This is a genomic window from Chitinophaga niabensis (assembly GCF_039545795.1).
In the GTDB taxonomy this organism is placed as follows: Bacteria; Bacteroidota; Bacteroidia; order Chitinophagales; family Chitinophagaceae; genus Chitinophaga; species Chitinophaga niabensis_B.
Map to the genome: position 1 here is coordinate 1,902,468 of NZ_CP154260.1, position 16,099 is coordinate 1,918,566.

The following is a 16,099-nucleotide window of genomic DNA, read 5'->3' on the forward strand; positions in this document are numbered from 1 at the left end:
TTATATTATTCTATGTAAATATGTACGTGCTGGTGCCAAAGCTTTTGTTTAAGAATAAGAATATTAAATACTTTTTATCTGTGATCAGCATTCTTGTTGTAATGGCTGTTTGTGGTTATTTTTTCAATCCTATCAATGAACAAAACGAGCTGAATATCCCGCTTTTCTCTTTCTTTACCGTGCTGCTGCTAGCGGCTTCATCTTCCGTAAAACTGTTTCAGAAGGGAATGATGGACAGGCAATTGATCTACGAGTTGGAACGGTCGAAAACATATGCAGAACTGGAACAATTGAAAAACCAGATCAATCCGCATTTTTTGTTTAATATGCTAAACAATGCCAATGTTCTAACGAAGAAAGATCCCGAAAAAGCCTCTCAGGTTTTAATGAAACTGAGTGATTTGCTTCGCTATCAGCTTTATGACAGTGCAAGAGATAAGGTGTTGCTGACTTCGGATATTCGTTTCCTGGAAGATTTTTTAAATTTGGAGAAAATAAGGCGGGATAGTTTTGAGTTCCTGATTTCTAAAGAAGGAGATCTGAGCGGGGTGCAGATTCCCCCTTTGCTGTTCATTTCGTTTGTGGAAAATGCTGTGAAGCACAACAATGATGCAACAAAATCGTCTTATGTAAACCTGTATTTTGATGTCAGGAACGATGAACTTTTCTTCAGATGCATCAACTCCAAACCAATGCTTAGATCCGTTAATAATACAGGCGGATTGGGGTTAGCAAATGTCAAACGAAGACTGGAACTTTTGTTCCCGGCAACACATAGTCTGAATATCGAAGATGACCCGGAAAGGTATTGCGTAACTTTAACTATAAAGCTATGACTTGTATAATTATAGATGATGAACCATTGGCGAGGGAAGCCATAGAGATGTTGATCAACCAAACTGATGGTTTAGATCTGACCGGTTCGTTCAACAGCCCCGAAAGCGCCGCAGATTTTATAGAAAAAAATACAGTTGAATTAATCTTTCTTGATATACAAATGCCGGGAATTAACGGAATTGAATTTGCCCGGACCATTCCGAAAGAAACATTTGTGATCTTTACCACCGCTTATTCTGAATTTGCTACCGACAGCTACGAAGTAGATGCGATTGACTACCTGATAAAACCCGTAAAATTAGAGCGTTTTAAAAAGGCTGTTGAAAAGGCCCGGACCTACGCCAAATTATTCAAGGCAGATTATGCTGATAACAATATCGAACAGGTAGCAGACGATTTTTTCTTTGTGAAAGCAGACCGGAGGATTTTTAAAGTCTATTTCAATAACATACTTTTTATTCAGGGTTTAAAAGATTATGTTGTGATGCACAGCGAAAATCAGAAAGTAGTTACGGCGATGAACATCAAAACAATCTATGATCAGCTACCCAAAGATATGTTTGTAAGAGTAAGCAAATCCTATGTCATCAATGTTAAACATATCGATTCAGTGGATAATAACACGGTGTACATAGGTACAAACGAAATCCCTATCGGAAGTATTTACAGGGATTTCTTTTTCAATGAATTTGTGACCAAAAAGATTGCGAACAGGTAAACTCCCCAATACCTTCTTTTGTATAAAAAACAGCCGGTTTGGTATAAAATGAATTTTAGCCGTTCCCCTATAAGCTATTTTAGCAGCATTTTATCAGAGATCCTTTTACAGACGAAGGATTAAGTTAGAATGTATGACTAAAAATTTTCTAATACTATTCATCTTTTGCGTATATGTCAAAGCTGAGGCCCAGGAGGGCTGGACATTGAAGCATTGCATAGAGTATGGTCTGCAGAATAACCGGAATGCCAGAATCTACGCTAATCAGAAGATCGCTGCAGATGCTAAAGCCAGGGAGATGCTTGCAGATTATCTTCCAAAAGCGAGTCTCACCTCAATGTTGGACAACAATCTCAAATTGCAGCAAAATGTTATTCCTGCCGGAGTTCTCGGGCCGAATGAAATCAAGGTGTCCCTTACACAAAAATTTACTTCGAATGCCGTTGCACAACTCGACCAGGTATTATACGATCAGTCATTACTGACGGGACTCAAAGCAAATAAATTCAACAGGGAACTGGCTGATCTTAACATTCAGCAGGGTCAGGAATCAATTATCTACAATATCAGCGCTGCCTATTTTCAATTACTGGTTTACCGGCAACAGATTCTGCTGTTGCAGTTTAACAGTAAGACCTATGAACGACAGATGGAGATCTACCGGTTGCAGGTGGAAAAAGGTATTGTATTACAGAAAGACCTTGATAAGGTGTCCGTGGATTTCAATAACACCATGTCGCAGATCAGGGTAGCTGAAAGTAATTTTCAATTGGCGGAAAATCAGTTGAAATTCGAGATGGGATATCCCATCGATGATAAACTTCAGGTTGATCTGGTAGCTGCTGTGGCGCCGCTGGTTGGTACTGAAGATTCGCTGGCCAGGTTTTCTCCGGCAGCCCGGATCGACTATCGGGTATCATCCGCTAATATTAGATTATTAGAGATAGAACAGGCTCGCATTAAGGCCGAGGGGCTTCCCAAATTAACAGGATATGTGCGTTATGGCGCTGTTGGATTTGGCGACAAATTGGGAGGAGCCTATGATGAATTATTGCCATACTCTGCAGTCGGCTTAAAACTCACGATCCCAATATTAGACTTCTATAAACGTAATGCCAGGCATAAGCAGGCCATGGTGAACCGGATCAATGCAGAGGAGCGCCTGAAGCTTTCTGAAAGTAAGTTCAGCGTTGAATTCGAAAATGCGCAGACGAAAGTGACACAGGCCCGGACCAATATGGAAAATGATAAACGAAATATGGACCTGGCCGAATCAGTATTTAAGATAACAGATCTTCAATTTCAGAAGGGCACCACTGATCTGAACGACTGGTTAATTACCCGGAATTCCCTCCAGTCAGCGCAAAATAATTATCTGAACGCTATCTATAGTTACTACCAGGCCCGGGTTGATCTTGAGAAAGCCGCGGGTACATTGAAAACATTTTTAAATTCTCTTTAACTGAGATGAAAAGAAGGATCATATTGATACTGGTTATCACTGCAATGCTAATTGCCATTGTGGTCAAGCTGGCATACAATAAAAGCAAAATTGCGGAGAAAAAATCACCTCCTAAAATTGGGGACATCCGCATACCTGTCACTACTTCCGCTGTGAGGTCGGAGATCATGCTGGAACGCCTGGTGAAAACTGGCACACTGGCGCCTTTAAGAGCGTCCAGGGTGTTATCTGCTTCCGGCGGCCAGCTACAGAGCGTGATGTTCAGCCTGGGAGATCATGTAAAGAAAGGCCAGTTGCTCGCTATTGTTGATAGCAGATTGCTTGCGCTCGACTTGCAAAAGGCCGAGACGAATGTTGTAAAGTTGGAACGGGATCTTAATAATTACAGGGAACTATTGGAAGGAAAGGCCGCTACCCTTGAAAAGGTGGAGGGTATGCAACAAAGCTATAATGACGCGCTAAATCTTGTTCAACAGATACGAAAACAGATAGCCGATGCGAGTATTAAAGCGCCGGATGATGGTGTTATTGCTTCCAGGCCGGTTGAACAGGGTGTATTCATAGCAGCCGGAACAGAAGTAGCCTCCATAGTGAATATGTCATCGCTGAAGGTACAGGTAAATCTGACGGAGGACGAAGTTTACAAAGTGGCGAAAGGCCAGAAAATTGCCATCACCACAGATGTCTATCCGGAAAGGATTATTTCCGGGGTAGTGACTTTCATTAGTCCTCAGGCTAATGAGGCATTCAACTATCAGGTGGAGGTTACTGCCCCTAATGATAAATCCATGCTGCTGCGTGCAGGTACATTTGTTAATGCTGACTTCTCAAAGAAAACCGGGCGGAAAGTATTACTTGTTTCGCGGGAGGCCCTCATCGAAAGTACTTCCAATGCGGCTGTTTATGTGGTGATAAATGGCAAAGCTATCCTGCGGAAGATCAGTGTAGGTAAAAATTACGGGGAGGAACTAGAGGTACTGGGCGGTTTGGAAGACAGGGAGGAGGTTGTTACTGCTGGTCAGGTTAACCTGAAGGACAGTGCTTTAATTAAGGTTACTAACAAAGAATAAGAGGTATGTCAATTACTGAAATCGCCATAAAACGGCCCCTGTTGCTTATTGTGATCTTTACAGTACTGATCCTGTTTGGAATTCAGTCGTACCTGAGTTTAAACTACAATCTCCTGCCTAAAATTGAGGTTCCTACAGTTTCTATCAGCACCATCTACCCGGGGGCGGCAGCTGCTGAAGTTCAGATCAATGTTACAAAAAAACTTGAAGATGCGGTTTCCTCGGTTGAGGGCCTGGATCAGATTAGTTCAACTTCCCAGGGAAATCTTTCAATAATTACAATTTCTTTCAGGCCAGGAACTGATGTTGATAAGGCAGAACGTGATGTTCAGCGAAAAGCCGATCAAATTATCAGTGAGTTACCACCTGATGCTGAAAAGCCGAGGGTAAGTAAGGTTAACCTGGACGAAACTCCGGTTATTAAGGCCGGCGTTACGGGAGATCTGCCTCCCCGGAAAGCTTTTGACCTGGTCGATAACCAGTTGCGCCCTGTATTACAAAACGTTCCCGGAGTGGGGCAGGTTAACATTATCGGAGGGGAAAAAAGAGAGATCCAGGTTGATGTAATGCAGGACAGGCTTTTGGCTTATGGGCTTTCCATTGGGCAGGTGACAAATGCTATCGGTAATGCAAACCTTTCATTTCCTGCCGGGAGCATTGAAACAACAAACAGACAGCTTTCCATCCGATACAATGCAAATGTGGATTCGATCGGGGAGCTTCGTAATCTGATCATTTTGCAGCACCCCACGCTGGGCGCCATAAAATTAGGCGATGTTGCTGATGTGTCAGATGGGGCAGCAAAGCCTATCGCCATCAACCACATAGATGGGATACCATCAATTGGCATTCAAATCATTAAGCAGAGCGATGCAAATGCGGTGGCAGTGAGCGAGCGGGTAAAGAAGTGTTTTAATAAGTTGGAGAAACAATACCAGGGGCAGAAACTGAAATTTAATGTTTCCTCGGATCAGAGTGTGTATACATTGCATGCAGCTGATGCAGTGATGTTCGATCTGTTTTTGGCTGTAATAATTGTAGGTATTGTGATGCTGGCTTTCCTCCATAGTATCAGAAGTGCAACATTTGTGCTGATCGCTCTTCCATCTTCTATCATCCCTACATTTATCGCCATGTACCTGCTGGGATTTTCCCTGAATCTAATGACGTTAATGGCCATGTCTTTAGTAGTGGGAATCCTTGTGGACGATTCAATTGTGGTTCTGGAGAATATTTATCGCCATATGGAGATGGGGGCCGGTAGGGGAAAGGCAGCATTGGAAGGGCGAAATGAGATTGGTTTTACAGCCTTAGCTATCACATTGGTGGATGTGGTGGTGTTTCTGCCATTGGCATTAGCAGGCGGTATGATTGGATCAGTTTTACGGGAATTTTCTCTCGTTGTTGTTTTTTCAACACTGATGAGCCTCTTTGTATCATTTACCATCACACCTTTGCTGGCAAGCAGATTCGGTAAACTGGAACATTTGTCTGCAAAAAGTATTTGGGGAAGGATGAATTTGAAGTTCGAGTACTTTCTTGAAGTTGTTAAAGAAGAATATGGCAGATTGTTAAGAGTGGTATTGAGAAGAAAGAGATGGTTGCTGATGCTTGTAACGTGCCTGATCTTTGGATCAATTGCGTTGGTCCCAATGGGATTTATTGGAGCTGCGTTTATTCCGAAGGCGGACCAAAGTGATTTGGTCCTGAATATAGAATTGGAACCAACAGCAAGTATTTACAAGACTAATATGAAGGTTCAGCAGGCGGAGAAGATTATTCAGGAACAACCAGAGGTGAAGAGGATCTTCTCCAGCATAGGGTTTGTGAGTGGAAGCGTGGCCGGAGCGTCATCAAATGCCAACCTGGCTGAACTGACGATTGGCCTGGTCGATAAACACCTGAGAAGTAAAAATTCTGAGGAACTCGGCGTGTATCTGCAGCAAAAATTAAGTAGTATCATAAAGGGCGTGAAGTTTACAGTAGCCCCCACCTCAATAACAGGAAATGTAAGTAACGCGCCGATACAGATAGCTATCAAGGGTGTTGATCTGAGAGACGTCCGGCATGTTGCCGAGGAGTATATGAAGGTTATTGCAGATGTTCCCGGGGCGCAATTTGTAAAGCTGTCCGTAAAGAACAGGAAGCCAGAGGTGGGTATCAGGCTCAACAGGGAAAGAATGAGTCTCCTCGGACTCAATGCGGGTGCTGTTGGTGCTGCGCTGCAGAATGCATTTAGGGGGGATGACAGGAATCAGTTCAAACAAAATGGGAATGACTATGATATCAGGATAGGGCTGGACCAGTTTAGCAGATCGGATGTCAGCAATATAAGGAACCTGCCGGTAGTAAACGCTAATGGCCAGACAATACTGCTGCGGCAATTCGCGGATGTTGAGGAAATGCTGGGGGAAACCACGCTTCAGCGTATTGACCGACTCGGATCAATTACAGTGCAGGCAAACGTTTCCGGGCGGCCAACGGGTACTGTAGGTACTGAGATCAAAGCTAAGGCAAAATCCATCAAGGTGCCGGAAGGAGTTAGCATTGAGTATCTGGGAGATTCCAAAAATCAGGCAGATGCCTTTGGAAGTTTGGGCCTGGCACTTATCACCGCAATCGTACTGGTGTATCTTATCATGGTGGCGCTTTATGAAAATGCGGTGTATCCATTTGTGGTGCTGTTTTCAATACCAGTGGCACTGGTTGGTGCATTACTGGCGCTGGCTCTTACTATGGAAACATTAAACATCTTTACGATTATCGGGATGATCATGCTAATGGGCCTGGTTGCTAAAAATGCTATTCTCATTGTGGACTTTGCCAATAAACTCAAAGAGGAGGGGCATGGAACTGTGGAAGCACTGATTGAAGCAGGCAGGGAAAGGCTTCGCCCAATTCTTATGACAACGTTCGCGATGATCTTTGGCATGTTACCCATAGCAATGGCAAAAGGCGCCGCGGCTGAGATTAAAAACGGAATGGCCTGGGTGATCATTGGAGGATTGACAAGTTCTATGATACTCACGCTCTTTGTGGTACCTGCTATGTACCTGATTGTGGATGGTATACTTGTCCGTTTTAAGAGGCCCTCTTAGTAAAAAAACTCTTTTTTGAGCACCTATGGATTGCAATACACATAAGGTGTTACAGTTGTAGGTTATATGCAAACAGGTCCCGATATTTATCGGGACTTCATTGTTTATAACGTCTGAGCCATACAGGCAAGTAAATTGGCCCATAGAAGAAAGTGGCCAAAGCTCCCAAAGCTGACCTTTGTGTCATTAAATCAAGAATCATGACTACAAAGATCACTTTAGGTAAAAACGGGCCACTCGTGTCCAAACTCGGATTAGGTTGTATGCGCATGTCGCCTGTCTGGGGAGGGGAAATGAAGGATGAAAAGGAAAGCATTGCCACCATTCAGATGGCCTTGGACAGCGGCATTAACTTTCTGAACACGGGAGATTTTTATGGTGCCGGACATAATGAACTGCTGGTAGGTAAGGCCATCAAAGGCAGGAGGGACGATGCTTTCATTAGTGTCAAATTTGGCGGCATCGTTTATGGTGGTCAGTTTCTTGGGTTGGATCTGCGCCCTATAGCTATCAAAAACTTCATCAATTATTCTTTGGTACGTTTAGGTATAGATACTATCGATCTTTATGAACCCTGCCGGCTTGATAACAGTGTTCCGATGGAAGACGTGATCGGGACTGTGGCAGACCTGATCAAAGAAGGAAAGGTGCGTTATCTGGGCGTTTCTGAAATAACTGCTGATCAATTACGCAAGGCGCATAGTATTCATCCTGTAACAGCATTGGAAATAGGTTATTCACTGGCAGACCGTCAGATAGAAAGCGACCTGCTTCCTACAGCTAAAGAACTGGGTATAGGCGTTGTAGCATTTGCTAATACGGCGGAAGGATTACTCACCGGGGAAATGAAAGCACCTCTTCCCGCCAATGCTTATCATCACCATTTTTCGCGTTTCCAGGGAGATAACCTGATAAAAAACCTGGAAAAAGTGGAAGTATTAAAGCAAATGGCGAAGGAGAAAGGATACTCACCAACACAGCTGGCGATCGCCTGGGTGAATGTGCAGGGTGATCATATGATGCCATTGGTGAGCATGAGCCGGAGATCACGGTTGCCGGAAAACCTGCAGGCTATGAAAATTACGTTTTCTCCTGATGAGTTAAATACGCTTAATACGCATTTTGCACCGGGTGCGATATTAGGAGGCACTTACCTGCAGCGGTAAAGCTGTAACTTTACAATATGACGAATCCAACAGAAATACTCCCGGGGATCATCTTTTTCTCTTATTACTCGGACATGAGAAAGGAGAAAGTTGCATTCATGGAGGATAATACCCTGATATTGCAGGTTTTGGGCCAGTTTGTATTGGAAACAGCCAACCACAGGATTTCAATGGAGGGCGGCGAAATGTTACTGGTACGAAAGAATCAACTGGGAGAAATTACCAAGATCCCTTTGAACGGTGAGGGGTATCAAACAATTGTCATTCGCCTGAAAGAGGACTTACTCAGGAAAATAGCCCTTGAAGAACAGATAGAGGTAAAACAAAAATACATAGGGCCTTCCAGCCTTCTAATCCCCGGGAATGATTTTTTACATGCCTTTTTTCATTCCCTGCTTCCGTATGTCCGCCATCCGGAAAAAAAGATAACCACAGAGGTAGGTATGCTGAAAGTAAAAGAGGCAGTATACCTCCTCCTGGATGTCATGCCCGGGCTCAGAGAATTCCTGTTCGATTTTTCTGATCCTTATAAGATGGACCTGGAAAAATTCATGGTCAGCAATTTCCATTATAACATTCCTGTTGATCAATTTGCACGGCTCACGGGAAGAAGTCTTGCCGGGTTCAAGCGTGATTTCCAGAAAATATTCGGGATGGCTCCGCGGCAGTGGTTGCAGGAAAGGAGATTAACGGAAGCCCGCCATCTTATAGAAACTAAGAACAAAAAGCCATCGGACATCTATCTCGATCTGGGATTTGAAAGTCTCTCTCATTTCTCGCATTCCTTTAAAAAGAAATTCGGTAAGGCACCCACTGAATGGGCGATTTAGGCAGGCAACTCCGAAGGAAGAGTTGTATGTAAGATTTATTATATGTATCTTTAAGGTTGGGAGCATTGAATTAACGAGGAGCAATCATCAAAGCACTATCCTATGCCTGTAAAAACATATCTTAAAAGCCTGACCTTTATCGCTTTAACAGCGGTCGCCTGCGTTTCCTGCAAATCCACCGAGCTGGTTTACATTAATGTATTGAAACCGGCGCCCGTGACCATACCCGCCCATGTTAAAAGTCCCGGTGTTATAAACAGAACCACCATTACCCCGCAATATAAGGCAGTAGATGTTGTTGACAAGATATTCAGCCTGGAAGGAGCACAGCTTGACAAGGAAGGGGCACAAAGCAGCGTCAGCGGGCTTACCGATGAACTGCTGAAGAACAACCGGTTCAGTGATGTAAAAGCGCTGGGCGAGCTGGATCTTACCACTAATGCTCCAGGACTCTTCTCTGCGCCGCTCTCCTGGGAAATTGTAGACAAAATATGCCGTGAACATCATGTGGACGCCCTTTTCTCGCTGGAGCTTTTTGACACCGATTCGAAGATCAGTTATGCCACTGCACCGGTTTCTTTGAAGACACCGGTAGGTAATGTACCGGGTGTAGAACACAGGGCCAGCATGCTTACCACTGTGAAAACAGGATGGCGGATCTATGACCCGGCCAGCAGGAATATCCTGGATGAATTCCCCGTTGCCAGGGACCTTACTTTCTCCGGCAGGGGCATCAACCCGGCTGTCGCCGCCGGCGCACTGATCAACCGCAAAGAGGCGGTAAAGGAAGTGAGCATACAAGCGGGGCAAAATTATGCCATGCGAATTATTCCATACCGGACAAGGGTGATCAGGGATTACTATGTGAAAGGCACTGATAATTTCAGAACAGCCCGCCGTAAAGCGCAAACCGGCAACTGGGACGGTGCAGCTGAGCTATGGAAGAAAGAGACCTCAAATCCGAACAGCACTGTAGCCGGGAGGGCCTGCTATAATATGGCCATCATCTGCGAGATTAACGGGGAGCTGGACCTTGCGATCAAATGGTCGCAGAAAGCTTACGAGGAATATAGCAACCGTCTTGCACTGAACTATATCCGGTTATTAAAGAACAGGCAAGCCGGCAACGAACTCCTGAAAGAGCAGCAGGCTGAATAATCATGCCTTCAATAGATTTTTAAAGTAAGCGTTCAGGACGAAGACCTGAACGCCCTGATTGAACTTATTTCTTCTCCTGGTATACCCTTACGTAATCTATCAGCATAGTTGCCGGAAATATGGTAGGATCAATACCTTTGGCACCTTCCCATTTACCACCTACAGAAATATTCATGATGATATGAAAGGGGCTGTCGAATGGCCATTCAGCCGGTGTTTTGTGTTCATTGGGGAAATGATACCGGTGTTTGCCGTCAATAAAATAATCAATCCCTTCCGGTGTCCATTCCATGGCATAAACATGAAAGTCGTCCCATGGCCTTGGCAGATAAGTTCTGACACCTCTTTGTGTTCCTTTTATGTGATTATAGGCACCTGTATGCACAGTCTGATAGATGGAGTCAGTATGCCATTCTATATGCTCCACGATATCAATTTCGCCACAGTCAGGCCAGCCGCCATACTTCTTTGTGGAAGCCAGCATCCATACAGCGGGTAATACACCCAGCCCTTTGGCAATTTTGGCACGCACCTCTATTCTTCCGTATGTCCATTCGTACTTGCCTTTGGTGAGCAGCCGGGCGGAGGTATAGGAGGTATCGGTACCATTAATATGCCTGTTGGCTTTTATCCGCAGCATGCCATTGGCCACTTTTGCGGTGGAGGTATCATTTGCGGTGTAATTCTGCAATTCATTATTCCCCCAACCGCTTTTGCCCACATCGTATCCCCATTTTTTAGCATCCGGCAGGCCTTTGTAATTAAACTCATCGCTCCAGGCGAGTTTCCATGAGGTGTTGATTGTTTTTTGCTGCGCATTGGCGTATTCGGAAATGAAGATGATCAGGATGATCATCCAGGTGCGTGAACATGTCATTTGTATGGTTTTGAAGGAAGAAGGCATGATACGGGTGATCATGCCTTCTTTGAGAGAGATAAGTTGTATTATTTAAGATTTGAGTTAACGTCTTCCTGTGCCTGCGGAATAGGAAGGTATTCACTCCGGCCTTTAGTAAATCCGGGAAGTACTGTAGCTGCCTGATCTGTTCTGAGCAGGTCGTTAAATCTTTCTCCCCACCACTCGCAGATAAGCTCAGCGCGTCTTTCATCCATCAGCTGCTGGATGGTGGCATTTGTGAGAGGAAGCAGGTTTACACGGCCACGGACCAGGTTCAATGGGCCATCTCCATTCTGACCTTTGCGGATCTTTGCTTCTGCATTCATCAGCAGCACTTCTGCATACCTGAACACGCGCACGTTGTTGTTAGCACCATAGTCTTGCCTGCCAGGCGTCATTTGGGATTTGGGGAAATAGGACTTTCCGTTAAAGTATTTTTTCCTTGCGCCATTTCCGGAAACAGGATCACCATCGGGCGTAACGGTAACCGTACCGGGTTCTCCATTTACACCGCAATATTGTATCGCTGTTTTTAAGCGGAGTGCATCGTTACGGGCGGTCAGGAAATCCACTGCTTTTTGGGTGGGTACCATCCATCCAGGGCCGGTTATGGGAGTTCCATATGTATTCTCCGGCCCCTGGAACAGGTAAAAATTACCCCATGTTTCATTAGAGCCTCCGGAAGTAACTATATCTCCTGATTCTGTTCCAAAGTCAGAGTACTGAAATTCCAGTATAGCTTCATCGCAGAGTTTACCGGGCTTTTTGAATAACTGGTAGTAGTCGCCGAATAAGGAGAACTTCTGGCTGTTGATGATCTGGTTGGTAGCATCCAGTACAACATCCCAACTGGGACTTGCATTATTAGCACCTGCCATATCCATAGCTACCTTTGCTTTCAGCATTAAGGCGGTATATTTGGTTACCGCCCCCTGCCTGGGCGCCGCTACCTGGTTAGGTCTTGCATCCTCCAGGTTAGCAATACAAAAGTCCATTTCCTCGATAATATTTTTCCTGATATCTTCCAGTTTACTTTTAGTGGCATTGCCCAGTTTGGCCGGATCTGTACTTTCCTGCCCAAGCATAGGAATGTCTCCAAAATACCGGCTGATCCAATAATGCCCCAACGCTCTGAAAAACCTGACCTCTGCCCGGTATTGTGCAAGGAGCTTAGTGTTAGCAGCATCACCTGCAGGTATGTTTTTAGCAAATTCATCTAACTCAACCAGTGCGGAGTTAGCGCCCAATACTACACCATAAAGACTGATCCACATATCATTGATGCCCCAGTAACTCTTTACGGTTACATTGTTCTGGAAATTGTGGATCGCAATTTGGCCGGCATCATCATTACCTGGTTCTATTTCATCGCCGCGTACAGATCTGATGGCTACGCTGATCCATTTGGCAAAAGTACCACTGCTGGCAGTCCGATAAACCCCTGCTACCGGCCTATACATCAGGGTAAGGTCTGCATAGTTGATTTTAGCGGCCTGTGCCTGATTTTCCAACGGACGATCTAAAAACTTGGAACAACCTGCTGAGAGGATAATCATTATCATCAGGCTTACGGCTAATTTATAAAGTTTCATAATGTGCTGTTTTAATTGGATGATACAATTAGAAAGTAGCTCTTACACCAAAGCTGTATGTGGCAGAAACAGGATATACATTAACGTCATATCCCACACCGGTTACTTCAGGTGTAAATCCATTGTATTTGGTGAAAATAAACGGTCTGTCTGCTGTAGCAAACACGCGCATGTTGATCGGCGCTTTGTTTTGGTTTAATTTAAAATTGTATCCCAGTTGTATGTTTTGTATGCGCAGGTAAGCACCACTTTCTGTGAAGAATGAATTGCTCACTTTGAACCATGAATCACGCAGTGCATTAGCCGATGGATAAGCATTGGTAGAACCAGGGCCTGTCCAGAGGTTACTAGCAAATTCTTCATCTATATTCAATGATGTGGATGCTTTGTAGAGCTTTCCCCGGTTCAGGTTAAGAATTTTATTTCCTGAAACGCCCTGGAAAAATATGCTGAAATCAACGTTTGCATATTGAAGACCCAGATTGAAACCATAGTTGAGCGTTGGTATATAGTTGCCAATATTCACACGGTCAGCATTGGTGAGTTCACCATCTCCGTCCTGGTCTTTATATTTAGGAAACCCGGGTTGTATCTTAGATACGGCGGTGCTGTTATATTTTGAAGCGATAGGATCTTTGTTTATTTCATCCTGAGTTTGATATATACCTATAAATTCATAACCATAGAAATAATTGATAGGCTGGCCTACTACAATGCGGTTGGGGAATTCAGCCATCCATTCCGGGAACCCGCTTGTTGAGCTGGGAAGGCTTCCCAGGTTGGTCACCCTGTTTTTCAGGGTCGAAAAATTTCCACCGATCTGATAGCTTAGTTTTCCAATTTTATCCTTCCAGTTTAGTGAAACATCAAAACCGCTGTTTACCATATCTGCCCAGTTACCATACACGGAAGAGTAGGAGTACGCAAGGGGTTTGTTAAATGCGGACCCGTTTGTTGTACGGTGGTAATAATCCACGGAACCTTGTAATCTCCTGTTCAATGCTTCAAAATCAATACCTCCGTCCCATTCTGTTACCACTTCCCAGGTAATATCCGTGAAATTCCTGTCTACGGTATACCCCTGCAGGTATTGTCCATCTGATGTGCCTGTGCTTCCAAAGATGGCTGAATTAGGATTCCCGCCGAGCACTTTAGCATATGCGCCATTGGCACTTACCCCATCGTTCCCCAGTTTCCCCCAGCTACCACGCAGTTTAACAAAATCAAAGATTCTCTGGCTCTTCATAAAATTTTCATTGGTAAGTACCCATCCCAGGCCCACTGAGGGGAAATAGCCCCATTTGGTTTGATATTTGGAGCTGCCGTCTGCCCGGAAGGTTGCGGTCAGCAGGTATTTATTATCAAAATCGTAAGTAGCCCGGGTAAAGTAAGAGATACCTGCATTACGATAACCATCTTCATCGTATCCGCTGGCGGTTCGGGTTCCCCGCCCTGCATACCACGATTCTTCTACATTAGGAACATCATCGGCAGACACCCATGTTTGCCGCCATCTTTCCTCCCTGGTAGACTGGCCCAGTAAGATTGACCAGTGGTGAGAGCCGATGCCGTCTTTATACGTAAGCAGATTGTCTAAAATATAATTTGTGACGCGCTCCTGGGTAGATCTTAAATTGGACTTGGTCACCTGGGTACCTGGCCCTAAATTACGTTCCGGGCTATAATTAACCCTGTGGCCGGAGGAGTATAACTGACTGAATTGCGAGCGGAAAGTAATTTTATTATTCCAGAAACTTGCTTCCGCATAGACGGCTGGCAATACCTGGAAGTTTTTAAGCCGGTCGTAATTATAATAGGCTGTTGCAACAGGGTTGGCATCTTCTCTGCCGATAAACGACGCGTTGGCAAACTTTACCGGAGATGCATTCACGTTTTGCTCATCATATACAGGGAATAACGGAGAAGATGAATAGGCTTGGGAGAAAGCTACGTTAGGCGCATAAAATGTAGTGGCATTGGTAAGGGTAGAAGTAAAGCCAACCTTTAGCCATGAAAAGGCATTTGCCTCCACCTGTAACCTGATATTATATCTTTTGAAATCGTTCTTCGTTTCCATGATACCGTTTTGATAGGTATAATTGAATCCGAAAGAATAGGTTACTTTATCACTACCACCCTGCAGATCTATGCCATGGTTAGTGATCAATGCCTGGCTACGGAGCAACTCTCCGTACCAGTCCGTATTAGTAGTAGGAGCAACACCGCTACCGCCAAATCTTTGGGAAGAGAGCATAGCGGTGGCACTATCCTGGGCCGTTTTCCTTTGTAAAGAGAAAGACGTGTATTGTGCACCGTTAGCCATTTTAAGTACATTGGTGGGTACCTGCATCCCAACATATCCATTGTAGGTTACCCTGGTTTTCATATTGAGCTTCCCTTTTTTTGTGGTGATCAATACTACTCCGTTAGCTGCCCTCACCCCATAAATGGCTGCTCCGGAAGCATCTTTCAGCACAGATATTTCTGCAATATCATTGGGATTCAGGAAGTTGATGTCACCAACAAACATCCCGTCCACCACATATAATGGGTCTGTATTATTAAAGGAGCCAATCCCCCGTATGCGAACAAGCGGGTTGCTGCCGGGAGCTCCGCTGCTTACAATCTGAACACCCGGCACACTCCCCTGGATGGCATCCATTGGACCGGCAGTGGTGCGTTTTAGCATGTCTTCTGTATTTACAGTGCTGATTGGAGCTGTGAGGTCCCCCTTTCTTTGGGAGCCATAACCAACAATCACTACTTCATCCATCTGGGTTTCGGAGGGGAGGAGCCTGACCTCTATATCATCTGAAATGGCAACAATTTGTTCTTTAAAGCTTAGCACGGTTATCCGTAATGAATCTGCCGAAGATGGTACGGAAAGGCTGAATGTGCCTTCTCCGGAAGTAACGGTACCGACCGTAGGATTATTCTTTACCCTGATGGCTGCCCCGGGTATCGGGCTACCCTTATCATCCAGTACCCTGCCTTTAAGGGTTCTGTTTTGTGCCTGGGTGGTTAAGTGAATGACGAATAAAAGCGATGTTATCAAAGTAGAGAGGTACAATTTTCTCTTCATAACGTAATTTTTAGGTGGAAAATGTTGTTAAACAGGGCCAGGTAAAAATAGGATTGTCTCGTTAGATTGTAAGGTAATCTACCACATCATAACCTCACACATTATTTTATAATTCATTAATTATCACTAAATTCATACCTTATCAAAACCTCATCAATACCTCTCATCACCTCATCAAGGAAAGCTGA

General features: G+C 44.5%; 11 protein-coding genes. 8 read left to right on the forward strand and 3 right to left on the reverse strand.

The features are described 5' to 3' along the window. Window positions 1-80: 80 nt before the first annotated feature. From AAHN97_RS07685 to AAHN97_RS07720, 8 genes are all read left to right on the forward strand, one after another. The gene (locus AAHN97_RS07685) at window positions 81-836 is read left to right on the forward strand and encodes a sensor histidine kinase (RefSeq protein ID WP_343306979.1); all 756 of its coding nucleotides are present in this window, start codon (window positions 81-83) and stop codon (window positions 834-836) included. After that, window positions 833-1,555 carry a LytR/AlgR family response regulator transcription factor gene (locus tag AAHN97_RS07690; protein ID WP_343306980.1) on the forward strand — a complete coding sequence of 241 codons (723 nt, stop codon included), beginning with the start codon at window positions 833-835 and terminating at the stop codon, window positions 1,553-1,555. The genes AAHN97_RS07685 and AAHN97_RS07690 overlap by 4 nt, the downstream gene beginning before the upstream one ends. Before the next feature lie 133 nt (window positions 1,556-1,688). Continuing rightward, window positions 1,689-3,017: a TolC family protein gene (locus AAHN97_RS07695; RefSeq protein ID WP_343306981.1), complete on the forward strand. Its 1,329-nt coding sequence runs from the start codon at window positions 1,689-1,691 to the stop codon at window positions 3,015-3,017. A gap of 5 nt (window positions 3,018-3,022) precedes the next feature. Continuing rightward, window positions 3,023-4,087, forward strand: coding sequence for an efflux RND transporter periplasmic adaptor subunit (locus tag AAHN97_RS07700; protein WP_343306982.1), 1,065 nt, complete (start codon window positions 3,023-3,025; stop codon window positions 4,085-4,087). A 5-nt stretch (window positions 4,088-4,092) separates the two neighbouring features. Beyond that, the gene (locus AAHN97_RS07705) at window positions 4,093-7,185 is read left to right on the forward strand and encodes an efflux RND transporter permease subunit (RefSeq protein WP_343306983.1); all 3,093 of its coding nucleotides are present in this window, start codon (window positions 4,093-4,095) and stop codon (window positions 7,183-7,185) included. A gap of 200 nt (window positions 7,186-7,385) precedes the next feature. Then, on the forward strand, window positions 7,386-8,351 hold the full coding sequence (locus tag AAHN97_RS07710; protein ID WP_343306984.1) for an aldo/keto reductase: 966 nt from the start codon (window positions 7,386-7,388) through the stop codon (window positions 8,349-8,351). A gap of 17 nt (window positions 8,352-8,368) precedes the next feature. Beyond that, entirely contained in the window at window positions 8,369-9,181 is an 813-nt protein-coding gene (locus tag AAHN97_RS07715; RefSeq protein ID WP_343306985.1) for a helix-turn-helix domain-containing protein, read from the forward strand. A gap of 102 nt (window positions 9,182-9,283) precedes the next feature. Next, window positions 9,284-10,339, forward strand: coding sequence for a DUF6340 family protein (locus AAHN97_RS07720; RefSeq protein WP_343306986.1), 1,056 nt, complete (start codon window positions 9,284-9,286; stop codon window positions 10,337-10,339). A gap of 64 nt (window positions 10,340-10,403) precedes the next feature. Here AAHN97_RS07720 and AAHN97_RS07725 read toward each other — a convergent pair whose 3' ends face one another. The 3 genes from AAHN97_RS07725 to AAHN97_RS07735 all read right to left on the reverse strand — a co-directional run bounded on the left by AAHN97_RS07725 (window position 10,404) and on the right by AAHN97_RS07735 (window position 15,911). After that, entirely contained in the window at window positions 10,404-11,216 is an 813-nt protein-coding gene (locus AAHN97_RS07725; RefSeq protein ID WP_343306987.1) for a glycoside hydrolase family 16 protein, read from the reverse strand. Between the two features lie 68 nt (window positions 11,217-11,284). Next, window positions 11,285-12,829 carry a RagB/SusD family nutrient uptake outer membrane protein gene (locus AAHN97_RS07730; RefSeq protein ID WP_343306988.1) on the reverse strand — a complete coding sequence of 515 codons (1,545 nt, stop codon included), beginning with the start codon at window positions 12,827-12,829 and terminating at the stop codon, window positions 11,285-11,287. A 28-nt stretch (window positions 12,830-12,857) separates the two neighbouring features. Further along, window positions 12,858-15,911 carry a SusC/RagA family TonB-linked outer membrane protein gene (locus AAHN97_RS07735; protein WP_343306989.1) on the reverse strand — a complete coding sequence of 1,018 codons (3,054 nt, stop codon included), beginning with the start codon at window positions 15,909-15,911 and terminating at the stop codon, window positions 12,858-12,860. Window positions 15,912-16,099 lie beyond the last annotated feature (188 nt).